Annotated in this window: 20 protein-coding genes; 14 read left to right on the top strand and 6 right to left on the bottom strand. The window is 67.1% G+C overall.

Going from position 1 to position 23,645, the window contains the following annotated elements; genetic code table 11:
• Positions 1-2: 2 nt before the first annotated feature.
• Together cqsA and AB4061_RS05900 are read right to left on the bottom strand one after the other, a co-directional pair.
• On the bottom strand, positions 3-1,328 hold the full coding sequence (gene cqsA, locus AB4061_RS05905) for an alpha-hydroxyketone-type quorum-sensing autoinducer synthase (protein WP_441631807.1): 1,326 nt from the start codon (positions 1,326-1,328) through the stop codon (positions 3-5).
• 226 nt (positions 1,329-1,554) lie between these two features.
• Entirely contained in the window at positions 1,555-2,406 is an 852-nt protein-coding gene (locus AB4061_RS05900; protein WP_441631805.1) for an AraC family transcriptional regulator, read from the bottom strand.
• A gap of 123 nt (positions 2,407-2,529) precedes the next feature.
• On the opposite strand from AB4061_RS05900, the gene AB4061_RS05895 reads away from it, so the two are divergent.
• Positions 2,530-3,339 (top strand): sulfite exporter TauE/SafE family protein, encoded by an 810-nt coding sequence (locus tag AB4061_RS05895; protein WP_441631840.1) that lies wholly within the window; start codon positions 2,530-2,532, stop codon positions 3,337-3,339.
• 144 nt (positions 3,340-3,483) lie between these two features.
• Complete coding sequence (locus AB4061_RS05890; RefSeq protein ID WP_441631803.1) at positions 3,484-3,672, top strand: hypothetical protein; 189 nt, start codon at positions 3,484-3,486, stop codon at positions 3,670-3,672.
• Between the two features lie 48 nt (positions 3,673-3,720).
• Here the strand turns inward: AB4061_RS05890 and AB4061_RS05885 are convergent, their stop codons facing one another.
• From AB4061_RS05885 to AB4061_RS05875, 3 genes are all read right to left on the bottom strand, one after another.
• Positions 3,721-4,146 (bottom strand): hypothetical protein, encoded by a 426-nt coding sequence (locus tag AB4061_RS05885; protein WP_441631801.1) that lies wholly within the window; start codon positions 4,144-4,146, stop codon positions 3,721-3,723.
• Between the two features lie 206 nt (positions 4,147-4,352).
• Positions 4,353-4,769: a hypothetical protein gene (locus tag AB4061_RS05880; protein WP_441631799.1), complete on the bottom strand. Its 417-nt coding sequence runs from the start codon at positions 4,767-4,769 to the stop codon at positions 4,353-4,355.
• A gap of 198 nt (positions 4,770-4,967) precedes the next feature.
• On the bottom strand, positions 4,968-6,128 hold the full coding sequence (locus tag AB4061_RS05875; protein ID WP_441631797.1) for a tyrosine-type recombinase/integrase: 1,161 nt from the start codon (positions 6,126-6,128) through the stop codon (positions 4,968-4,970).
• 122 nt (positions 6,129-6,250) lie between these two features.
• Here AB4061_RS05875 and AB4061_RS05870 point away from each other — a divergent pair, with 122 nt between their 5' ends.
• On the top strand, positions 6,251-7,219 hold the full coding sequence (locus AB4061_RS05870; protein WP_441631795.1) for a DNA-binding protein: 969 nt from the start codon (positions 6,251-6,253) through the stop codon (positions 7,217-7,219).
• A 160-nt stretch (positions 7,220-7,379) separates the two neighbouring features.
• Here the strand turns inward: AB4061_RS05870 and AB4061_RS05865 are convergent, their stop codons facing one another.
• A complete protein-coding gene (locus tag AB4061_RS05865; protein ID WP_441631793.1) occupies positions 7,380-8,948 on the bottom strand; it encodes a fatty acid--CoA ligase in 1,569 nt (522 codons plus the stop codon).
• A 290-nt stretch (positions 8,949-9,238) separates the two neighbouring features.
• On the opposite strand from AB4061_RS05865, the gene AB4061_RS05860 reads away from it, so the two are divergent.
• The 11 genes from AB4061_RS05860 (at position 9,239) to AB4061_RS05810 (ending at position 23,645) form a co-directional block, all read left to right on the top strand.
• Positions 9,239-11,071 (top strand): acyclic terpene utilization AtuA family protein, encoded by a 1,833-nt coding sequence (locus AB4061_RS05860; RefSeq protein ID WP_441631791.1) that lies wholly within the window; start codon positions 9,239-9,241, stop codon positions 11,069-11,071.
• A gap of 277 nt (positions 11,072-11,348) precedes the next feature.
• Positions 11,349-12,119 carry a helix-turn-helix domain-containing protein gene (locus AB4061_RS05855; RefSeq protein WP_441631789.1) on the top strand — a complete coding sequence of 257 codons (771 nt, stop codon included), beginning with the start codon at positions 11,349-11,351 and terminating at the stop codon, positions 12,117-12,119.
• 107 nt (positions 12,120-12,226) lie between these two features.
• Positions 12,227-13,039, top strand: coding sequence for a TIGR03084 family metal-binding protein (locus AB4061_RS05850; protein ID WP_441631787.1), 813 nt, complete (start codon positions 12,227-12,229; stop codon positions 13,037-13,039).
• On the top strand, positions 13,036-13,938 hold the full coding sequence (locus AB4061_RS05845; protein WP_441631785.1) for a phosphatidylglycerol lysyltransferase domain-containing protein: 903 nt from the start codon (positions 13,036-13,038) through the stop codon (positions 13,936-13,938). The genes AB4061_RS05850 and AB4061_RS05845 overlap by 4 nt, the downstream gene beginning before the upstream one ends.
• A 146-nt stretch (positions 13,939-14,084) precedes the next feature.
• On the top strand, positions 14,085-15,707 hold the full coding sequence (locus tag AB4061_RS05840) for an acyl-CoA carboxylase subunit beta (protein ID WP_441631783.1): 1,623 nt from the start codon (positions 14,085-14,087) through the stop codon (positions 15,705-15,707).
• Positions 15,708-15,776: 69 nt separating this feature from the next.
• Positions 15,777-16,931, top strand: a complete 1,155-nt coding sequence (locus tag AB4061_RS05835; protein WP_441631781.1) for an acyl-CoA dehydrogenase family protein — start codon at positions 15,777-15,779, stop codon at positions 16,929-16,931.
• 39 nt (positions 16,932-16,970) lie between these two features.
• Entirely contained in the window at positions 16,971-18,971 is a 2,001-nt protein-coding gene (locus AB4061_RS05830; protein WP_441631779.1) for an acetyl-CoA carboxylase biotin carboxylase subunit, read from the top strand.
• A gap of 94 nt (positions 18,972-19,065) precedes the next feature.
• Entirely contained in the window at positions 19,066-19,851 is a 786-nt protein-coding gene (locus AB4061_RS05825; RefSeq protein WP_441631777.1) for an enoyl-CoA hydratase/isomerase family protein, read from the top strand.
• A gap of 72 nt (positions 19,852-19,923) precedes the next feature.
• Entirely contained in the window at positions 19,924-21,477 is a 1,554-nt protein-coding gene (locus tag AB4061_RS05820) for an acyl-CoA synthetase (protein ID WP_441631775.1), read from the top strand.
• An 874-nt stretch (positions 21,478-22,351) separates the two neighbouring features.
• Entirely contained in the window at positions 22,352-22,528 is a 177-nt protein-coding gene (locus AB4061_RS05815; protein ID WP_441631773.1) for a hypothetical protein, read from the top strand.
• Between the two features lie 244 nt (positions 22,529-22,772).
• Positions 22,773-23,645: a branched-chain amino acid ABC transporter permease gene (locus tag AB4061_RS05810; RefSeq protein ID WP_441631771.1), complete on the top strand. Its 873-nt coding sequence runs from the start codon at positions 22,773-22,775 to the stop codon at positions 23,643-23,645.

Genomic DNA, 23,645 nt, shown 5'->3' with positions numbered 1-23,645 from the left:
GATCAGGCGGCGTCGAATGTCGTTTCCAGTGCCTCATGAGGCACTGGCGTTGAGGCCTGCCTGTCTGCGACCAACCTGGCGCGAGGCGCATTTCGCAGCCGCTGGGTGGAGCGCCAGCTAGCCAGGCCAATCTCATCGCGGATCTCGGCGCAGACCTGGATCAGCCGTTCGATTTCCACGGCGGTCAGGCATGCGTTCATGGTCAGCCGCATCAGAGCCCGGTCACGCGCAGTGGCCGGCGCGCAGAATACGGCACCGAAGATGCCGCGCTCCTGCAAGGCATTGCGCAACGCTAGCGTTTGCTGCTCCGTACCTGACTCCAGCGCGATGATCTGCTCCGATCCCGCCGACACGTTGTAGCCTAGGCCGGCGAGCGCATTGCGCACCTCGCTCGAGACCGCGTGCAACCGCGCCCGGCGATCATCGGCCGCGACAATAAAATCGGCGGCCGCATCGAACCACGCCAGTTCATGGTGCAACAGTCCCGAGCTGAAAATGGCGGGGCGCGACTCCATGGCGAAATAACCCTTGAACGATGACGGGCACGTGATCAATCCGGCCCGGCCACCAAAAGCCTTGGCGAGACTGGCAGTCTGGAAATGAACCCGGTGCGACAGCCCGAGTTGTGCCACGAGCCCTGCACCAGCAGGACCGTGGGTGCCAAGTGAGTGGGACTCATCGACCACCAGCACGCTGCCGGTGCGCTCTGCCACGTCCACGAAATCCGTCAGTGGGCACAGGCTGCCATTGGTGCTATAGACAGCGTCCACCACGATGATGCCCGGGCCGTCCTTGCGGATCTGGCGCTCGGCATGCTCGGCGTCGTTGTGGATGAAGGGAATGGCGCGGGCATGTGCGGCGTGCGCGCCTTCCCACAATGACATATGCGCCAGCATGTCCAGGTAGACTGGCGTGCGCTCATTGGCGATGCTCTGCAGCAAGCCCACGTTGGCAGCCCAGCCAGACTGGCACAATAAGCTATCCTCGGCACCGGCGAACGCCGCCAGCTTACGCTCGAGGCGGCTGGTGGGATTGTCCCCGTGCAGGAAAATCGCCGACATCAGCAACTCGCTCTCCGGCCGGGACATCGCCGTGCTCTGGGCGGTGACCAGCGACTGCTCGCCAAGCAGGCAAAGATAGTCGTTGCTGGAAAAGTGCACCGCATCGGGTCCGGGTTGCCGTCCGTGCAGTAAATGGCTGCCGCTCCAACGTTTCTGTACCCGTTCCACCTCGTGCTCCGCTACCCGCGCGGTGACAAATTCTGGCCATGCTGCTGCCGCTCTCGACACATTGGCAGTTTGCAGACAGGCCTGATTAGTATTGCTCATTGCTTTCCCCTAGGAAGTACTCCGACGAAAGAACCGGCCGCGAGACGGCCGGCGATGATCGTGGCAACGCAGGTGCTGCCCGCGCCCTGTGCTTATGGCTTTGTTTGTTTGCACGGTCCGGGGCGAGCGTGGCTGCCTGCAGCGTGTTGCGTCGACAGGCTATTCTGCCGTGTGCCGGAGAATTCTCCCTGTTCACTCGCATACAGCTTGCGCGGCGATATCTCGCCTACGTTTGCGCGAGGGACTCGGCGGGAGCGTTGGCGGGAAACACTCCAACGGCTCGCACAATGACCGCAGCGGCCGGATGAACCGTGTCCAGCTGCAAATATTCTGTCGGGGCGTGGCCCAGCACGCGGCGGAACATGGTCGAGAACGCCGCCGGGCTGTCGTAGCCGAAATCCAGGGCGATGCGCGTGACAGCATCGCCGGCGGCCAGCCGGGACAAGGCCAGCACCACGCAGGCGCGCTGGCGCCATGCCGAAAACGCCATGCCGGTCTGCGCGCGGAAAAACCGGCTGAAGGTCCGGCTGCTCATATGCAGCGCCAGGGCCCAGCGCTGCGGCGAATCATGCGTGTCGGGCTGCCGGAGAAAGGCGTGGCATAGCGGCGCGAGCCGCGCATCGCGCGGCAGCGGAATATGCAAGGGCAGCGCCGTCATGCCCGCAATCTCATGCAGCAGCAGGGCGACCAGCGCGCCGTCCCGCCCGTCGGGATCGTAGTGCGCCGGTATCTCCACCGCGCCGATCAGCAACTGCCGCATCAAGGCGGATATCGCCACCACCTGGCACGTATCGCCCGGCCCGCGCACGGCGCCGGGCTCGATATACAGGCTGCGCGTGCTGACGCCCAGCATCGTGACCTCATGCGCCATCCCCGGCGGAATCCAGACCGCGCGCTGCGGCGGGACGATCCAGTTGCCATCGTGCGTCGCCACATGCATCACACCCGTGGCGCCATAGAGCAGTTGCGCGCGGCGATGGGCGTGGCGCGGCAGCAGGTAGCCCTTGGGGTAGTCGGTGCCGATCGCAACCACGGGCCTGGGCACGTGGTCGTAGTCGTCGATGCGGACGTTGCGCATGGAAGGAGAGGGCGGCGGAACGGTGGAATGGCCGAAACACAAATATTATTGACCAATCTTCGAAGGTTGGCCATGCCAACCGTACGTATCGTGGGCGGACCTGGAACCCACTCCTCCTTTGCGATGCTTTATCTCCTCTTTATCCTGTTTGGCTGCCTGACTGGCTTGACCACGGTCCTGTTCGGCTTCGGCGGCGGGTTTGTGGTGGTGCCTTTGCTTTACCGCGCGTTGAGCGTCGCCGATGCGCATGGGCCAGGCCAGTCCGCCATGCATATCGCGGTCGCGACCTCGACGGCGGTGATGATCCTGAGCGCCGCGCTCGCCACGCGCAGGCATCGCCTGGCAGGCAATATCCTGTGGCCTTACGTGTGGCCGCTGGGGGGATTCATCGGCTTGGGCGCCGTCATGGGCGCCGGCGCCGCCACGCTGGCGAGCAGCGACGTGGTTCGCCTTGCCTTTGTGGCCTACCTCGGTGTCACGCTGCTGGATTGCCTGGCACGCCGCGGCTTTCTCGCGCGCGCCGGGCAGGGCTCACCGCAGCGGCTCGGGCAGGCGCAGACGGTGGCGGGCGGCCTGGYGATCGGCATGGTCGCCACGTTCCTCGGCGTGGGGGGCAGCGTCATGACCGTGCCCATGCTGCGCCGCCGCGGCCTGAGCATGGCGCAAGCCACGGCAATGGCGAACCCCTTGAGCCTGCCGGTTGCCGTGCCGGGCACCCTGGCCTATGTGGCCATGGCGTGGTACCAGCCGGTGGCGCTGGGCCGCGGTTATCTCGGGTACATCGACCTTGCCGCGTTCGGCCTGCTATCGATCGGCGCCTTGGCCGGCATCCGCCTTGCCGCCCCGCTGGCCGGGTGCATCCCCGATCGCGTGCATGCGCGCGTCTATCTCGGCCTGCTGGCCCTGGTGATGGTCAGCATGATGTTCAAGTAGGCGCAAGCCTGGCGCCTGACGTGCAAGGGCGGCAGCGCCCGCCAGCAGCCGTTTGCCCGGTGCTGCCACGGCCAGATAGGGATTGGCATCCCGCCCAAGAGCCTTCTAAGATCAAGGCACACCCACCCGTGCGGGGACATCACCATGACCAATACGAGCAAGCCTGTAACGCCAACGCCCCCCGAGACGCCCGCGCGGTCCAAATCCAAGCCATCGCCGGGCAGCAAGGATGATCATGTGGAGGACGAACTCGACGAAGCCCTGAGGGAAACTTTTCCAGCCAGCGATCCGATTTCGGTGGACCACGGACGCGTCACCCGCCCAAAAAAATAGACGAAACACCGAGTCCGCGCATCCTGCCAGAGCGGCCGGGCCGCCCCGCTAGACCAGTTGCCGCAACTGCGCGACGACTTTCATCAGTTGCCCATGCGCCACGATCACGCCTGACTCGTCCTGGAGCGCTTGCTGGTAGCGGTCACGAAACGCCGGGTCGCTGTCGGGGCCAAACAATTTCTCGGTAGCCGCGGCCACCGCCCTGCAGGTTTCATCGTGATGCTCGGGCGCGTCCAGCTCTTCGTCGATCTCGATGATCAACCGCGAGAGCGGGTCCAGCCAGCGGAAATAGGTCTCCTCGGTGACAACCTGCACGAACAGCCCGGCCGGGATCGGGCCATGCAGGCGTTCGTACTCCGCGCGATTCAGTGCGATCACTTCCTTGTGCACCTTCAAGAGCGCGGCCCGCAGCGCGCGCAGGCCGCTGCGGCGATCCTCCTGCTTGGCCAGGAATTGCTCGTGTGGCATAGCCATTCTCCTTTTCTTATCGGCTCAGTGGGGCCGCTTGTCAGTATAGGCAGGAGGGCGCGCCCGGCGGCGGGCGCGTGGCTTGGCTGCAACCCCTAGGGTTAGCGCTGGCTTGCCTTGCGGGATGCCTTGTTGGCATACATGGCCGCGTCGGGGTTCGGCTGCTGGCAAGGGATGGTATTCATTCAACCACTCGAACGATGTCCCTGGCCTCAGCAGCGCAGCCGCGCCTGCTGGTCGCGCAGGTTACGGTAGCGCCGGCGGTAGTCCTCCTGCTCCGGCAGGCGAGCCAGGCGGCGCGCACTGTAGTCGGACTCCAGCAGCCGCATCTGGTTGGCCAGCCAGTAACACTGGTTGACCTCGGTGCGGGCGGCCTCGTTTTGCTCGCGCGCCAGGCGTGCCTGGTATTCGCGCTCCTCCGCCTCGCGCTTTTTCAGGAACTGCTGGTTGGCCGCGTCGGTAGCCGGCTCGGGGCTGATGCGGGAGAGATTGCCGCCCAGCGCCGCGCCCTGCCAGCCGGCCGGGCAGGCAGAGTCGGTGTAGAGCGTTTTATTGCCGCTTACGCATTTGCCGGCGTGGGCCAGGCCCATGCAGCAGGCAAGCACAAGCAGGACAAGCCAGTGCCGCATGGCAGTCTCCAGTTGGTACCGCCGGTGGCGGTCGCGGTGATTGTCGAACTGGTGGGCGTGTGCGCAACCCGGCCCATATTCTTGTTCGCCCCAGGGCAGCTTGTCCAGCAGCGCCGGCTGTTCTCCCCGGATTGTGGCGCCCTTGGATTCTCGGCATCAGAAACAGATTTAAGACGTTACGGAAGGCCGCAACAGCTGTCACGGCTCGGCATCCTCGTTCGGCACGCCGATCAGGTCAGCCGCCACCGAGCGCCGGGCATCCGCCGCCCGGAAATACCGCACCAGCGTCGCTACGCTGGTGTGCCCCGTCATGGCCATGGCCTCGGCCATCGGCACCTGGCGTGAAGCGGCCTCGGTCACAAAACCCGAGCGTAGCGAGTGCGCCGAAAAATCGCCCTCCAGCCCGGCCGCCTCGCAACGCTGCTTGACGATCTTGCGTACGGCGGCGTCGGACAGCGCCTCACCCACATGCCCGCCACGGCGCACGCGCCGGAAGATCGCGCCATCGCCAATCCCTGCAGCCGCCAGCCAGGCCTCCAGCGCCGCGCCCGCCGCGCCGATCACCGGCTTGGCGTTGTCCGGCAGGTCGGCCCCGGCCTGGTTGGTCTTGGACCAGCTTAGTTGATAGACGAACTCGCCCGGCGCGAGGCGCCGCAGGTTGGCCAGCGTGGCGCCCGCCACCTCGGAGCGCCGCCGGCCACCGCTGGACCAGGCGAACAGCAGCAGCGCACGGTCGCGCAGGCCGATCAGCGAATCGTCACAGGTCTCCAGCAGCCGGGATAGCGGCTCACGCGTCAGCGCCGCCTTGCGCGCCGGGCGCTCGCCGCGCTTGGCATAGGCCCGGCGCGTACGCGCCACCAGCTCACGCGCGGCCGGGTCAGCACAGGGGTTATCCAGGTTCTCCAGCCGATGTGCCTTGGCAATCACGGCCAGCCGGTGCATCAGCGTGGCCAACGCCGGTGGGCCGGCGCGCGCCTTGAGTCCGCTAGCGACCAGTGCCGCATCGATGGCCGGCGGCAATTCGCTCGTCTGCCCCTGGGGTGTGGTCCGCGTGGCGTGGTCTACGACGAACTGGATGATGACCGCCGGCTGCAAGGGAAGGGCGATCGGCTGGCCGTAGCGCAGCGCGAACCAACCTGCCCAATACCGTAAGGCGGAACGATAGCTGGCCACCGTGTTGGCGGATTCACCCTCGCGGTACAGCGCTTGCGCGGCCTGGCGGCCAAGCGGGTCGAGTTCGGACGGGCGCAGCGGCGCGGGAAAGTCGGCATGAGCGGGCTTCAGGCTGGGGGAATCCGGGCGATTTGGCAGGTTTTCGGCCTGGTCACCGAGGAATAGGGGTAGTTCTTCAGAAATCATAATAAATATGATGTATGCTGTATTAAATTATACAACAAGATCAGATAAGGCCCGATAACCATTCATTATCGTGCCTTATTCTTGAGGCGAGATCCAACGCCGCCCAAAAACTTGCCCGGACCATGCAAAACGCCAATCTGCCCGCCACGCGCTCCCGTTCCATCACCCAGCAAGATGTCTGGCAAGCCGCCGATGCCCTGCTGCTGGCCGGCCAGCGCCCAACCATCGAACGGATCCGGCTGCATCTTGGGCGCGGCTCGCCCAATACCGTCAGCCCGCACCTGGATGCCTGGTTCGCCGGGCTGGGCGCGCGTTTGCAGGACCCGCAGGCGTTTGCGGCGCCAGCGAGCCTGCCCGAGCCGGTGCACCAGGCCGCACGCTATTTATGGGATGCGGCACAAGCCGAGGCCCGGGCCAGCGTGTCGGCAAGCTATGCCACGCGGGAATCGGAGCTGGCGCTGGCGAGGGCAGCCGTCGAGGCAGAGCAGGCCGCGCTGGCGCAGGAGCGCGCCATCCTGATGGCGAAGCTGGACGCTGCCGACAACGCCGTGGCCGAACTGGCGCGCGCCCGGGATGAAGCCAGCGAACGCGCCGCCCGCGCCGAGGCGCAACTGATAGCGCAACAGGCGGAGAACGACGCAGTACGCGCCGCGCTGGGACGCGCGCAAGCAGAGAAAGACGCGCTGCTGCGCGATACCGCTAGCCAGCGTGCCGCTTGGGACAAGGAGCGCGAAACCATGGCGGATCGCTTTGGCGCCAATGAGCGGCGCATGGCGCTGGAACTGGACGGCGCGCGCTTGGCGCTGCGTGAAGGGCAGCGCCTGTTGGACAACGAGCGCAAGGCTGCCCAGCAAAAGCTGGCGGACGCGGCCGCAGCCGCGGGGCGGCAGGCCGAGGAACTGGCAAAGGTGGGGAATGCCGTGGCTGTGCTCGATGAGCGGGTCCGGCAACAGGATGGCTTGCTGGCCGAGTACCGGCAGCAATTGGAAAACCGGGGGGAGCCGGACGCGGATACCGCGCGGGCAGCACGCCCGCCGATACGAAAGGCTCGGCCGATCAGGCCCGCCCGGCCACCAAGGTTCAAGGTGTAAAGACGGTTTATCTTAATGCTAGATCTAGCATTGATAGCAGGGTGCAACCGGTTGAATTCATTGGCAATTTCGAGGACGTTTCCACACCGGAATGCCTAGCCCCTGACATCAACACATGCTGATAAGCCATTGATTTTCATGCGTTCCCATGGCCCGGCCTTTACTTCACCCGCAGCAAGTGCTTCTGGATTTTCCCACTCGTGGTCTTCGGTAGCGCATCGACGAAGTGATACCGGCGCGGCCGCTTGTAGGCAGCCAGCCGGTCGCCATGCACCAGGAAGCCATCGAGCACTGCCGCGGTAGCTTGCGCCCCGGGCTTGACCACCACATAGGCGCCGACAACCTGCCCCCAGGTAGCATCCGGCTCGCCGATGACCGCCACTTCCAGCACGGCAGCGTGTTCGATCAGCGCATCCTCGACTTCCCGCGGATACACGTTCTCGGCGCCCGAATTGATCATGTAGTCGATGCGATCGCGCACCCACAGGTAGCCGTCCTCGTCCAGGCTGCCGAGGTCGCCGGTGTGGTACCAGCCGTGGGCCAGGGCGCGCGCGTTGGCGTCCGGGCGGTTCAGGTAGCCGGCCATCATGCACGGGCCGCGCACCAGGATCTCGCCGACTTCTCCGGGTGCGCAAGGCTGGGCCGGATCGGTCGGGGCGTCGTCGTCGCGCAGCGCCGCCACGACCAGGTCGTGATTGAGCGAGGGCAGTCCGGCCGAGCCGGCGTGGCTGAGCTGCTCATGCGGATACAGCACGGACATGCAGGGCCCCATCTCGGTGGTGCCATACACCTGCACCAGCCCCGCGCCAACCACGCGGTCCCACTCGCGGATCAGGTGCGGCGCCATCGATGCGCCGCCGTACTCCACCAGCCGCAGCGACGACACATCGCGCGTGTGGGCGTCCGGATGGTTAAGCATCATGCCGACCATGGTCGGCGCGGCGAAGAAGTGCGTGACTTTCTCGGCCTCGACCAGTTGCCAGGCCTCGCCGGCATCGAAGCGCCGCTGCAGCACCTGTGTGGCGCCCAGCTGCAGGCGTGGCAGGAAACTGGTGTGCAGCTCCGCCGTGTGGTTCAGCGGCGCAATCGACAAGCCCACGTCCTCGCGCGACAGCGTCATGGCCTGATGCATCATCGCGTTGTGCGCGAGCTTGCTGCGGTGCGTGTGCAGCACGCCCTTGGGGCGGCCGGTGGTGCCGCTGGTGTACATCAGGATGCAGGGATCGTTTTCGTCCACGGCGATGCCGGGCGCGTCATGCGGCTGCCCCGCGGCCAGCGTGGCCAGGTGGTGCGTGGCAAAGGCGGGTGCCGGCTCGGGGTCCGCGTAGATCCAGCGTGTCGTGCCCGGGGCCAGCTCGGCGGCTTTTTCCACCACGGCGCAGCCTTCCTGCTCGAATAGCAGCGCGCTGGCCTTGCCGTCCTCCAGGATGAAGGCCAGTTCCTGGGCGGCCAGCCGGTAGTTGATCGGATTAAAGATCGCGCCCACCCGGGCCGCAGCCAGCATGCTGAACACAAAGGCTGGCGTGTTGTAGAGGAAGGCCGCAACCACGTCGCCATGGCCCACGCCGATCGACAGCAGCGCGTGGGCGTGGCGGTTCACCTCCGCATCCAGCTCGGCATAGGTCCAGGTGCGGCGGCTTGGCCCCATGCCGGCGACCAGCGCGGTCTTGCGCGGCAGGTAGCGCGCTGGCCAGGAAAGGGTGTCGCCCAGCGTAAGGACGTGACTCAAGGCAATGCTCCAGCAGCGGGGGTGGGGGGGCGCCGGCGGGCAAGTCAAGCCGGCGAAAGTGGTCGAATGAAAGCGGTCGAATATAAAGCCGGCGTCTCTTTTTGGGAAATAACGATTTGCACTTTGCATATATGGATCCGCCAGGGCACGCGCCGCGCCTAAGCCAATTCGAAGCCAATTGACGCAAGACGCCATGCGCGCAACTCGCTATCGTGCCAGCAAGGCCGGCGAGCCATCACTCGCCGATGACAACGGCAATCGATGACTGAGGCGAAAGGGGAAGCGCGTCCATGAACAAGCAAAGTCGGCAGGGCAAGGAAAACGTGCGGATAGGCGGCGCCTCCGGTTTCTGGGGCGATAGCGCAATCGGCCCGGTCCAGCTGGTGGACAAGGGCGACATCGACTACCTGGTGTTCGACTACCTGGCCGAACTCACCATGTCGCTGCTGGCTGCGGCGCGGCTGAAGAACCCGGAAGCCGGCTATGCGCTGGATTTTGTCACCGGGGCCCTGCGCTCGGTGCTCAAGCCAGCCATGGAAAAGGGCATCCGCATCGTGAGCAATGCCGGCGGCGTGAATCCGCGGGCCTGCGCGGCGGCGGTGCGCAAGCTGGCCGAGGAGCTCGGCGTGACGGTGCGGGTGGCGGTAGTTGACGGCGACGACCTGTTGCCGCAGCTCGGCGCGCTGCGCGAGGCAGGCACGCGCGACATGCAAAGCGGCGCCGCGATGCCGGCCCGCATCCTGACGGCCAACGCCTACCTGGGCGCCGTGCCGATCCGGGCCGCGCTGGATGCCGGCGCGGATATCGTGATCACCGGGCGCTGCGTGGACAGCGCGGTGACGCTGGGCGTGCTGATGCACGAGTTCAACTGGCGCCCCACCGACTACGACCTGCTGTCCGCGGGCAGCCTGGCGGGACACATCATCGAGTGCGGCTGCCAGGCCACCGGCGGCCTGCACACCGACTGGGAGCAGGTACCGGACTGGGCCAATATCGGCTACCCGGTAGTGACCTGCCGGGCGGATGGCACCTTCCTGGTCGGCAAGCCGCCCGGCACTGGCGGGCTGGTCAGCCCCGCCACCGTCGGCGAGCAGATGCTGTACGAGATAGGGGATCCCGCTGCCTACCTGCTGCCTGACGTGATCTGCGATTTCACCGGCGTCACGCTGCGCCAGGCCGGGCCGGACCTGGTGGAAGTACAAGGCGCCAAGGGCCGCCCGCCTACCGACAGCTACAAGGTCTCGGCCACCTATGCCGACGGCTACCGCTGCTCGGCGCAACTGACCATCGTGGGCTTCGATGCCGTGCGCAAGGCGCGCCGCAGCGGCGAGGCCTTCCTGGCGCGCACCCGCGGCATGCTGGCGCGGGCCGGGCAGCCGGATTTCACCGAGACCCGGCTGGACGTGCTCGGCACCGCCGCGGCCTTTGGCCCGCATGTGCCGCAACCGGCCTTGTTCGAGGCGGTGATGTGGCTGGCGGTGACGCATCCTGACAAGCGCGCGCTGGAGATGTTCGCGCGCGAGATCGCGCCGGCAGGCACTTCATGGTCGCCCGGCACCACCGGGGTAGGCGGGCGGCCATCGGTCAGCATGGCCATCAAGCAGTTTCCCTTCCTGGTGCCAAAAACGCGGGTCCAGCCTGCCGTGTGGCTTGACGAACAGCCGGTGCCGCTGCCGGCGGCCTTGGTCTGCGCAAGCGATGCGCAGACCAGCACGGTGCCGGCGGCCGAGCCAGCCCGCGTGTCGACGCCATCTGCCGCTACCGAGCCTGCCGCGGACTGGGTCGACGTGCCGCTGATCCGGCTGGCGTACGGGCGTAGTGGCGACAAGGGCGATTTCTCCAACATCGGCATCATCGCGCGCGACGCCGCCTACCTGCCGCTGATCGAAGCGCAGCTCACGGAGGCCGCCGTGGCCGCATTCCTTGCGCACAACGTCAAGGGCAGGGTGACGCGTTACTGCCTGCCCGGCATCGGCGCCTTCAACTTCCTGTGCGAGCAGGCGCTGGGCGGCGGCGGCATGGCGTCGCTGCGCAACGATCCGCTGGGCAAGGGGATGGGCCAGGTCCTGCTGGCCATGCCGGTGCGGGTGCCACCGGCGCTGGCGCGGGCACTGGGCGCCTGAGCCAGGCCGGATGCCGACACGGCATGCGGCATCGGGATAAACCCCCATCCGGCGGCTCTTCAGCCGCCATCGCTGGCATCATGACGCAGGCGCGCAAGGCCGCAGGGCGGCTGCCCGCGCGTTCTTGCCGAACCAGGCGCCAGCCGTCAGCCACATCAGTCACGTCAGCCATTCAGCCACGCGCGGCGCCGCGAACAGTGAGACTCAGATGCAGCCAGTTTTGCCATGCACACCTGACGTCACGGGCCTGCCGTGCGGGCGCCCGAGCGGAAGCTTCATGTGGATCGACCCCGACCGCGTGCTCTACGTCGGGCTGCTCGGCGCGCCGTCGGTGCGCTCCATCGGCGCCATCCTGCTTTATGTGGCGCTGGATGCACCGTTTCGCCTGAGCGTGGCGGATGGCGAGTGGGAAACCGCCGAGATTGCCTTCGTGCCGCCCTACGTCGCGCACCGCATCGCTTCCGACAGCCGCAGCCTGTGCGGCTTCCTGATCGAGCCCGAGACCGTCGATATGTCCCGCTTGCCGCCGCTGCTGCGCGGGCCCGGCGGCGCGCTGGCGGCCCCGCGCATGGCGCAGCATGCGCGCGACCTGATCGCCCAGCTGCGCGGCATGCGGCGGCCAGAGCTGGGCGCCGGGCTGCTCGATGCGCTGTTGCTGGGCGAGCCGCTGGCGCCGCGCGCGCTCGATCCGCGCATCGATGCGGCAGTGCGTCAGATCAAGACCGACCCGGGCGGGCGTAGCGCCGCCAGCGACCATGCGCGCGACGCCAACTTGTCGTTTTCCCGCTTCCTGCACCTGTTCAAGGAGGAGGTCGGCACGCCGTTCCGCACGTTCCGCACCTGGAAGCGCGCGCGCAGCCTGCTGCACTACGTCACCCAGGAGGCCAACCTGGCCGAGGTCGCGCTGGATACCGGCTATCCGGATTCCACGCATTTCAGCCACTCCATCCGCCGTGTGTACGGGCTCAAGCCGCGCGACATCTTCGCGGGCTCGCGCAAGCTCGCGCTGCATGGCCTGCCGCCGATGACGGCCTATCGCCCCGCGTAGCTGGCCAGGCGCAACCACTTTGCACAAGACCAACGGCGCGCCGCGCGCCAGAATCGAAGCCATCGAACCTCGCCAGGCCTGCCGCCAACGGCAGCCAGATACACCCCATGAAAGCAACCTGCCAGGACCTGCTGGACGAATACCGCGAGCTGGGCGCGCTTTGCGCCACGCTCACCCCCGCGCAATGGCGCGAGCCAAGCGCTTTCTATGACTGGAGCGCCTGGGACGAGATCGCCCACCTGTGCTATTTCGACCAGACCGCGCTGCAGGCTGCCACCGACCCGCAAGCCTTCCTGCGCGACGCGCAAGCACTCAACGCGCTGATGGCGGGGGGCGGGCATATCAGCGCCGTGGCGCGCGATACCTATGGCCACCTGGACGGCCCCGCCTTGCTGGCGTACTGGCAGCCGCTGTACGAGCGGCTGGTGCAGACCCTGGCCGCGCTCGACCCCAAGGCCCGCCTGCCTTGGTACGGTCCGCCCATGAGCGCCCGCAGCTTTGCCACCGCGCGGCTGATGGAGACCTGGGCCCATGGCCAGGACATCTGGGATACGGCAGGCCAGGCCCGCGCGCCCACCGCCCGCCTCAAGCACATCGCGCATATCGGCGCCACCACCTACGGCTGGACCTTCGTCAACCGCGGTGAGCCGGTGCCGGGGCCCGCGCCTTATATCGCGCTGAGCGCGCCCGATGGCAGCGAGTGGGTCTGGAACGAACCGCAGCGGGACAACTACGTGCGCGGCAGCGCGGAAGACTTCTGCCTGCTGGTCACGCAGCGCCGGCATCTGGACGATACCCGCCTGCAATACAGCGCCGGGCCGGCCCGGCAATGGCTGGCGCAGGCCCAGTGCTTCGCCGGGCCACCCGCCACCGGGCCGGCCGCCGGCACGCGCGTGTTGCGCACGGCTTCGGCAGGGTGAACGGCACCGCAGCGCCCGTTCAGGCCACGCACGGCGAGCCGCTGGTACCGGCGCTTGCCGCCGGGATCGACGCAGCGCTGCGCGGGCTCAGCGCCGATCCCGGCGAAACCTGCCTCTCCGAGCACGTCTTCGCCAACCTGTACCTGTTCCGGCAAGCGCACGCCTACCGCTATGTCGGCGGCGGCTATCCGCATATCAGCGGCGTGACCTATGACGGCGCGCGCCACGTGCTGCCGCTGTTCGCGCTGGAAACCACGCCGGTTGACGTGCTGCGGGCGCTGCTCCGCGAGCATGCCTGCTTCTATCCGCTGTCCACGGCCCAGGTCGCGCGGCTGGACCCCGGCATCTTCACCTGGACGGCATCGCGCGCCGACGCCGACTACCTCTATCCCGCCGCCAACTTCACGGCCTATCGTGGCACTACGCTGGCCAAGAAGCGCAACCTGATGAAGCAGTTGCTGGCCACGCATGCCGTCACCGCGCGCGTCTACCACCCCGGACTGGCCGACCAAGCCCTGGCCGTGCATGAAGGCTGGATGCAAGCCAAGCACAAGGCGCACGGCGAAGCCGACGACACTCCCTGCGGCGAGGCCCTCCAACACGCCGAACGGCTTGGCCTGGAAGGCTTCCTGTACGAGGTAGCGGGGCAGCCCGTGGGCTTCGTGCTGGCGCAGGAGATCCGCCCAACGGTCTTCGCCATGCGCTTCGCCAAAGGCCTGGCGGCCTGCAAGGGCATCTACCAGTACATGTTCCACCACTTCTGCACGGCGTATCCACGCCCGGTAGCGTGGCTGAATTTCGAACAGGACATGGGGCTGGACAACTTCCGCCAGACCAAGCTTTCCTATGCGCCGAGTGCCTTGCTGCCGAAGTTCAGGGTGCGATTGCGCATAGGTTGACGTACTTCCGGCACCTGTCGCGCAAAAGCGCAAAGGCACAAAGGTACGAAGGCGCAATGCAGCACAGCCAGTTCTCGCAAGACCCTGCTGGCTCCCACCCCTACCATGGCTTCACACCGGCGCACCGCCCCGAACAGTGAACCCACATGGCAAATATCGAATCCAGACTCTCCGCCAGCAGTGAAGCATTCCAGGCCAACCGCGCCGGCATGCTGGCACTGCTGGCGCGTATCCGCGCCTTCGAGCAGCGCGCCGCCAGTTTGTCCGCCGCCTCGCGCGAGCGCTTCGAGAAGCGCGGGCAGCTGCTGCCGCGCGACCGGCTGGCATTGCTGCTGGATCCGGGCGCGCCGTTTATCGAGTTGTCGTCGCTGGCCGGGCTGGGGCTGGACAACCCCGACCTGGACAAGAGCGTGCCCGGCGGCGGCCTGATCGCGGGCATCGGCTTTGTGTCGGGCCTGCGCTGCATGATCAGCGCCTCGGACTCGGGCATCAACGCCGGTGCCTTGCAACCCAAGGGGCTGGACAAGCAGCTGCGGGTGCAGGAGATCGCGCTTGAGAACAAGCTGCCCTATGTGCAACTGGTGGAGAGCGCCGGCGCCAACCTGATGACCTACAAGGTCGAGGATTTCGTGCGGGGCGGCAACCTGTTCCGCAACCTGGCGCGCCTGTCGGCGGCCGGGCTGCCGGTGGTGACGGTGACGCATGGCTCGTCCACGGCGGGTGGGGCTTACCAGACCGGCTTGTCGGACTACATCATCATGGTGCGGGGCCGCTCGCGCGCCTTCCTGGCTGGTCCGCCGCTGTTGATGGCAGCGACGGGCGAAGTGGCCACCGAGGAGGAACTCGGTGGCGCCGTGATGCATACCTCGGTCTCCGGCCTGGGCGACTACCTGGCCGAGGACGACCGCGATGCGCTGCGCATCGCCCGCGAGATCCTGGGCAAGATCGACTGGCACCGCGACCAGCCCGCCGCCGCGCCGCGCAGCTACAAGCCGCCGCGCTTTGATGCCGAGGAGCTGCTCGGCGTGATGCCGATGGACCATAAGCGGCCGGTCGACATGAAGGAGGTGATCGCGCGCATTGCCGACGATTCCGACTTCCTGGAGTTCGGTGAGAACTATGGCGGCGCCACCGTGTGCGGCCATATCAAGATCGAGGGCTGGCCGCTGGGCRTCATCACCAACAACGGSCCGATCGAYCCGGCCGGCGCGACCAAGGCCACGCACTTTATCCAGGCCTGCTGCCAGTCGCGCACGCCCATCCTGTACCTGAACAACACCACCGGCTTCATGGTGGGCCGCAGCTATGAGGAAGCCGGCATCATCAAGCACGGCTCCAAGATGATCCAGGCGGTGAGCAACGCCACCGTGCCGCAGATCACGATCTATTGCGGCGCGTCGTTCGGCGCGGGCAACTACGGCATGTGCGGGCGCGGCTTCCATCCGCGCTTCTGCTTCTCCTGGCCCAATGCCAAGACCGCCGTGATGGGCGGCGAGCAGGCCGCGCGCACCATGGCCATCGTGACCGAGGCCGCCATGAAGCGCAAAGGCGGACAGGTCGATGCCGACCAGCTGGAAGCGCTGCAGAAAGGCATCGTCGAGCGCTTCGACCGCCAGATGAGCGTGTTTGTCACCAGCGCCCATGTGYTGGACGACGGCGTGATCGACCCGCGCAATACGCGCGCGGTGCTGGCCAATGTGCTGGCGGTCTGCCGCGAGGGCGATGCCAGGACGCCGCAAGCCATGCAATTCGGGGTTGCGCGGCCCTGACGGCCACGGACTCAGGGCAACCGACCCAGCCAGAACAGACATACGAAAGAACGAACGGAGACCAGCGACATGCTACTGACACCCGAACACGAGGCGCTGCGCGCCACCATCAAGCGCTTTATCGCCGAGCAGGTCAATCCGCACGTGGACGCCTGGGAAGAGGCCGAGATCTTCCCCGCGCATGACGTCTTCCGCAAGATGGGCGATCTGGGCCTGCTGGGCCTGTCCAAGCCGGAAGAGGATGGCGGCATGGGGCTCGACTACTCCTACAGCGCGGTGCTCGCGGAAACGCTGTCCGACATCAACTGCGGCGGCGTGCCCATGGCCATCGGGGTGCAGACCGACATGGCTACCCCGGCCCTGGCCCACCACGGAAGCGCGGAGCTGCGCCGCGAATTCCTGGCGCCCGCGATCCGCGGCGAGTACGTGGCCTGCCTGGGCGTCTCGGAAGTGGGCAGCGGCTCCGACGTGGCCTCGATCAAGACTACCGCAAGGCGCGACGGCGACGACTACATCATCAACGGCGGCAAGATGTGGACCACCAATGGCACCCAGGCGGACTTCTGCTGCGTGCTGGCCAATACGTCGGACGCAGCGCCGCACCGCAACAAGACGCTGATCGTGGTGCCAATGAAGACCCGCGGCGTTTCGGTGGCCAAGAAGATCCGCAAGATCGGCATGGACTCGTCCGATACCGCGCAGTTGTACTTCGACGACGTGCGGGTGCCGCAGCGCTACCGCATCGGCGAGGAAGGCATGGGCTTTACCTACCAGATGGAGCAGTTCCAGGTGGAGCGCCTGTGGGGCGCGCTCAGCTCCGCCAGCCGATGCGCCAAGGCGATCGACCTCACCATCGAGTACACCCGCGAGCGCAAGGCATTTGGCCGCTCCATCCTGGACAACCAGTGGGTGCACTACACCTTGGCCGAGCTGCAGACCGAGGTGGAAGCGCTGCACGCCCTGTGCTGGCGCGCCGTGGAGATGATGGTGCGTGGCGAGGATGCCACCCGCCTGGCCACCATGGCCAAGCTCAAGGCCGGCCGGCTGTCGCGCGAGGTGGCGGACCGCTGCCTGCAGTTCTGGGGCGGCATGGGCTACGTGCTGGAAAGCCCGATCTCGCGCATTTTCCGCGACGGGCGGCTCACCTCCATCGGCGGCGGCGCCGACGAGGTCATGATGCAGATCCTGTGCAAGTTCATGGGCACCTTCCCCCAGTCGAAGTAAGCGTTCGAAGCTAAAGACAAGAGAGCAGACCAGGCCACCATGAAGCAGCCCACGCCATTTCAAAAGATCCTGATCGCCAACCGGGGCGAAATCGCCTTGCGCGTGATGCGCAGCGCCACCGCGCTGGGCTACCGCACGGTGGCGGTCTACTCCAGCGCCGATGCCGGCGCGCGCCATGTCCAGGAGGCCGGCCAGGCGGTGCATATCGGCGAGGCGCAGCCGGCGCAGTCCTACCTGCGCATCGACGCCATCATCGAGGCGGCGCGGCGTTGCGGCGCCGATGCCGTGCATCCCGGCTACGGCTTCCTGGCGGAGAATGCCGCTTTTGCCCGCGCCTGCCGCGAGGCGGGGCTCGTATTCATCGGCCCGTCGGCCGAGTCCATCGTGGCCATGGGCAACAAGGCTGGCGCCAAGCGGCTGATGATGGCCGCCGACGTGCCGTGCATCCCGGGCTACCAGGGCGAGGACCAGGACGAGGCGCGCCTGTGCGCCGAGGCCGAGCGCATCGGCTACCCGGTCATGATCAAGGCCACGGCAGGCGGGGGCGGGCGGGGCATGCGGCTGGTGCCGCACGCGCGGGCCTTTCCCGAGCTGCTGCGCAGCGCGCGCTCGGAGGCGCAGGGCGCCTTCGGCGATCCCGAGGTGATCCTGGAGCGGGCCGTGGTGGAACCGCGCCATATCGAGATCCAGATCCTGGCGGACCGCTATGGCAACGCCATCCACCTGGGCGAGCGCGATTGCTCGGTGCAGCGGCGCCACCAGAAACTGATCGAGGAGGCACCATCGCCCGCGGTGAGCCCCGAGCTGCGGGCCCGCATGGGCGCCACCGCCGTGGCCGCCGTCAAGGCGATCGGCTACGAAGGCGCCGGCACGCTGGAATTCCTGCTCGACCGCGACGGCAACTATTACTTCATGGAGATGAACACGCGGCTGCAGGTGGAGCATCCCGTGACCGAGGCCATCACCGGCCTGGACCTGGTGGCGCTGCAACTGCGGATTGCCGCGGGCGAGCCACTGCCGCTCAAGCAGGACGACGTGCGCTTTTCCGGCCACGCCGTCGAAGTGCGGCTGTGCGCCGAAGACGCCGATCAAGGCTTTATGCCGCAAAGCGGCGAGATGGCACTGTGGCAGGCCCCGCCCGCCTTGCGCGTGGAGCATGCGCTGGGCAGTGGCGCCGCGATCCCGCCGTACTACGACTCCATGATCGCCAGGCTCATCAGCTACGGCGGGACACGCGACGAAGCGCGGCGCAAGCTGTCGCAAGGCCTGGAAGACCTGGTGGCGCTTGGCGTCACCACCAACCAGGTGTTCCTTGCCCGCTGCCTCGCCCATCCCGCCTTTGCCGCGGGAGAGGCCACCACCGCCTTCATCGGCCAGCACCAGGACGCACTGCTGCAACCCGATGCGGCACTACGCCAGCGCGCCGCCGCGCTGGCGGCGCTGCTCCTGTATGAAACCTCGCCGGAGCGCCAGCCGGGCGCGCCAGCCGCGAGCCTGGCCCCCACGCTGCCCATCGGTCTGCGCTTCCGGGTCAACGGTGCGGAGCATCAGGCCAGCCTGGCATTTAGCGGAGGCAATCGCTTCGAGGTTGCCATGGGCGAGGCGCGCTTTGCCTTCGAGACCATCGCGCTAACCGGGCATTCGGTACGTTTCAACTGCGATGGCCTGGTCGAGAGCGCCACCTTCCATCGCGACGCCAGCACGCTGCTGCTGCACTATCAGGGCACGCCGCTGCGCATCGAGGACCACACGCGGGCCGCCGCCGCCAGGGCTGGCGAGGCTGCCGGAGACGGCAAGCTGCGCGCCTCCATGAACGGCCGCGTGGTCAACGTGATGGTGGCCACCGGCGACCAGGTCGAGGCGGGCCAGCCCATGGTCACGCTGGAAGCCATGAAGATGGAACACATCCACGTAGCCCCGGCCGCCGGCCGGGTGGGCGCCGTGCACGTGCAGGTTGGCGACCAGGCTGCCGCCATGCGCGTGATCGCGGAGATCGAGTTCGAGGCGCCGCCGGCGGAACCGGTCAAGGCTGCGGCCTGAGCGGCCTGAGCGGTCCGAGCGGCCTGATCCGGTTGCCACGTCACCCCTCAGACCGCATCCCAACACACAGACACAGCCTAACCTGCGGAGCACCATGAGCGAATCGGAAACCCCAGCCGTCCTCCATGAAAAACGCGGCGCCGCGTTCTGGATCACCATCAACCGGCCAGACAAGCGCAACGCCATCAACAAGGAAGTCGTGGCCGGCATCCGGGCGGGCTACCGCGCCGCGCACGCAGACCCCGCCATCCGCGCCATCGTGCTGACCGGCGCCGGCGACAAAGCCTTCTGCGCCGGTGGCGACCTGCAGCCGGGCAAGGGCTTTGCCTTCGACCTCTCGCAGCCCAATGTGGATTACGCCGACATGCTGCGCGAATCCCAGCAAGCCACGCTGCCCAGCATTGCGCGGATCAACGGCACCTGTATGGCCGGCGGCATGGGGCTGCTGTGCATGACAGATATGGCGGTAGCCGCCGACAACGCCTTGTTTGGCCTGCCGGAGGTCAAGGTAGGCGTGTTCCCGATGCAGGTGCTGAGCCTGCTGCAGACCCTGGCGCCGCCGCGGCTGGTGCGCGAGTGGTGCATCAGCGGCGAGCCGTTTTCCGCCGCCGAGGCCAAGACCGCCGGGCTGGTCAACCACCTGGCCGCGCCGGGCGAGCTGGACGCGCGCACCGAATGGCTGGTCGCCCGCGTGGCCGACAAGTCGCCCACCGCGATCCGGCGCGGCAAGTACGCCATGCAAGCGATGGCGTCGATGAGCTTTTCCGAAGGCATCGCCTATACCGAAAGCCAGATCGCGCTGCTGGCGATGACCGAAGACGCGCGCGAAGGCCTGGCCGCCTTCAACGAGAAGCGCAGGCCGGTCTGGACCGGCAGGTAAAACAACCGGCGCGGCGCGCGCCGGGCAGGGCGCGCCGACGGTGTCTGCAACGACTGAACAAGGAAGCCGCCGATGAACAATGCATCGCCCACCCAGCCGGACAGCGCCGCCTTCCTGGCGCTCGGCATGGCGCAATGGCTGTGCCGCCGCGCTGCGCGCAGCCCCCGCAGCCCCGCACTGACCTGCGCCGGGCAGACCTGGACCTATGCCGAGCTGGTGGCCGACGCCCAAAAGATGGCCGCCGTGCTGGCTGCGGGCGGCGTCGGACGCGGGCAGCGCGTGGGCTACCTGGGCCTGAACGACCCGCTGTTCCTGGTGACGCAGTTCGCCTGCGGCTGGCTGGGCGCCATCTTCGTGCCGCTCAATTTCCGGCTCACCGGGCCGGAGCTGGCCTTTATCCTCAACGATGCCGGCGTGCATACGCTGTTTGCCGATGAAGACTACGCCGGCCTGATCGATGAAGCGCGCCCGACGCTGGAATGCCAGCGCTACCTGCGCCGCACCGATGCGCCGGGCTGGGAAGGCCTGTTGTCGCGGATGGCGCAGGCCGATGCCGCGCCACCGCCCGTGCCCACCGGCCCGGATGAGGTGGCCGCGGTGATGTACACCTCGGGCACCACCGGACACCCCAAGGGCGCCATGCTCACGCATGGCAACTTCTGGGCCAACAACCTGAACGTGATGATGCTGAGCGACCTCGCCAGCACCGATGTCGCGCTCAATTTCGCGCCCCTGTTCCATGTTGGCGGCATGTGCTGCGTGAGCTTGCCCATCCTGATGGCGGGCGGCCATCTCGTGCTGCAGCGCAGCTTCGACCCCGCTGCCGTGATGCAGGCGGTGGCCGAGCACCGCGTGACGGTCAGCTTCGCGGTGCCCGCCATGCTGCTGTTCGTCAGCCAGCACCCGGATTTCGCGCGGGCGGACCTGTCCAGCCTGCGGAGCATTTCGGTCGGCGGCGCACCCATGCCCGAGCCGCTGCTGCGCCTGTTCGCCGGGCGCGGCATCCCGGTCAACCAGGGCTACGGCCTGACCGAGACCGCCGCCGCGACGACCTTCCTCGCCCCGGAGCGCGCGCAGGACAAGCTCGGCTCCTGTGGCACGCCAGCCATGATGACCGAAGTCTGCATCCGCGATTTCGACGGCAAGCCACTGACCGAGCCACAAGCCCGCGGCGAGATCTGCGCGCGCGGCGGCAACATCATGAAAGCCTACTGGAACCGCCCGGACGCCACCGCCGCGGCCTTCTACGAAGGCGGCTGGTTCCGCACCGGCGACGTCGGCTATGTCGACGAAGACGGCTTCTACTACGTCTGCGACCGCCTGAAGGACATGGTGATCACCGGCGGCGAGAACGTCTACCCGGCCGAAGTCGAAAGCGTGCTGTACGAGCACCCAGCCATTGCCGAAGTCGCCGTAATCGGCGCGCCCGACGAGCGCTGGGGCGAGCACGTGGTAGCCGTGGCGGCGCTCAAGCCGGGCGCCAGCCTGACGCTGGAGGAACTGCAAGCCTTCGCGCAGCCGCGCCTGGCGCGCTACAAGCTGCCGCGTGCGTTGCGGGTGGTGGCGGCGTTGCCGCGTAATCCAACGGGGAAGGTGTTGAAGGTGCGGTTGAGGGGGATGGGATAGGGGATTGGATGTTGGGTGGGTGGTCCATGGCGGGGCTGGTTGCTGTTTCTTTGAGCGGCGATGGTTTTTGGACCCAAGGGCCATACGACATCCCCCTGCGGGGGCTGCCGGTCACTCTTCTTTGCGTCGGCAAAGAAGACTAACGAGAAGAAAGCCGACCCTGCCGGGCGCAGAGCAATAAGGCTATCTGGGCCTCGGTGGTTGCGTCGTACGGCCCAGAGTTCCGGCGGGCATCTGCCGGTACCGGCTTGACTGGCCACGAACCTGCCAGCTTCCGGGATGCGTGGTGAGGCCCCCGGTAGCGGACATCACTTGCTTCAAGCCGTCTGTCGCTCGCGCAGTGGCCGGCCACGAAGTTGCAGACGCACCGGTTCCGTCGTGGGCGCGGTGGCACCGCCTTGATTAGCCCAAGACCTTCACCACCGCGCCCGCCCCACCACGAAACCACTGGCAGGCGATGTGTCGTGGTACTTCGCACCGGTAACGGCAGATTGGCGAACGGGCAAGGATTCCGCTACCGGGGGCCGTACTACGAATCCCGGAAATCGGCAGATTCGTGGCCCCTTAATCCGGTACCGGCAGATGCCCGCAGAACCGCTGGCCATACGACGAAACCAGCGCCCCACATAAGCCCGATTGCTCTGCGCCCGGCAGGGTCGGCTTTCTTCTCGTTAGTCTTCTTTGCCGACGCAAAGAAGAGTGACCGGCAGCCCCCGCAGGGGGATGTCGTATGGCACTTGGGTGCAAACGCCATCGCCGATGAAATAAACAGCGACACCCCCGGCAGGGCAATGTCGTATGGTCTCTTGGGTGCAAAAACCAACGCCGTACAAAGAAACAGCGTCGCCCTGCCAAATCGGAAACTTCCAAACAGATGCGCCGCGACAGCGCTGGCCAGGGCGTGGTGGATGGTCCGCCGTATCACTGCGACATCAACGCCATGCGCGCGCTGTTCCCCGCCCGGCAATGGGAATGGCCCAAGCCGCCGTTTGACGCTGTCGCGCATCCCGGCGGCGCATTCGAGCTTGCGGTGGCGCTGGTGCGCCGCTGATCCCTTGGCGGCGTACCGCGCCAGGTGCGCCAACCATGGGTAATCCCCAGTCCATATACAGCCAGTCCACACAAGAGCCACGCCGGTAGTTTTGTTACGGTGGCAGCAGTCGCAGCAATCGCAACGCGGCGAAGCGCAAGACGGCACGCGTCGCGCCCGGTGCCACCGGGCGCGCTTGACCCACCCAATTCCGAGATCGCCCCCGGCCGCGCGCGGCAAAGGGCGGCCGGCACAGGAGACAAGATTGGAGATCCTGCAACTGACGATCTCGGGGATTGCGCTGGGCTGCATCTACGCGCTGATCGCCCTGGGTTTTGTGCTGATCTACAAGGCAACCGAGACGGTGAACTTCGCGCAAGGCGAGTTCATGATGCTGGGCGCCTTCGCTGGCGTGGTGCTGACCATGCTCGGGTTGCCGCTGGTCCTTGCCGTGCCGTTGACGGTGGCGTGCATGGCCGGCTTCGGCATGCTGGTCGAGCGCCTGGCGATTCGCCCCATCCTGGGCCAGCCGCAGTTCACCGTGGTGATGCTGACCATCGGCATGGGCTACGTCATGCGCGGCCTGATCACCATGGTGCCGGGCATCGGCGCCGGCACGCATACCTTGCCGGTGCCTTACCAGGGCATGGTGTGGCGCACTGGCGCGCTGGTGCTGAGCGTGGAGCAGGTGGCGGTGATCGGCGTCACCGCAGCGCTTTGCGTGGTGCTTTACCTGGTGTTCCGTTACAGCCGCATCGGCGTGGCGATGCAGGCCAGCTCGCAGAACCAGCTTGCCGCCTACTACATGGGCATTCCGGTGCGGCGGCTCAACGGGCTGGTCTGGGGCTTGTCGGCGTCGGTGGCCGCGATCGCCGGCCTGCTGCTGGCGCCCATCACCTTTGTCCACGCCAGCATGGGCATGCTCGGCCTCAAGGCCTTCCCCGCAGCGGTGGTGGGCGGCTTCGGCAGCCTGCCGGGCGCGATCGTGGGCGGGCTGGTGATCGGCGTGGTGGAGTCGCTGGCGGGCTTTTACCTGCCCGAGGGCTTCAAGGACGTCGCGGCCTATGTCGTGGTGCTGATCATGCTGGTGGTCAAGCCGAACGGCCTGTTCGGCGAGAACCTGCGCAAAAAGGTGTAG

The organism is Cupriavidus sp. YAF13 (assembly GCF_052113425.1).
GTDB lineage: Bacteria > Pseudomonadota > Gammaproteobacteria > Burkholderiales > Burkholderiaceae > Cupriavidus.
This window is presented reverse-complemented; position numbering and strand designations above follow the sequence as displayed.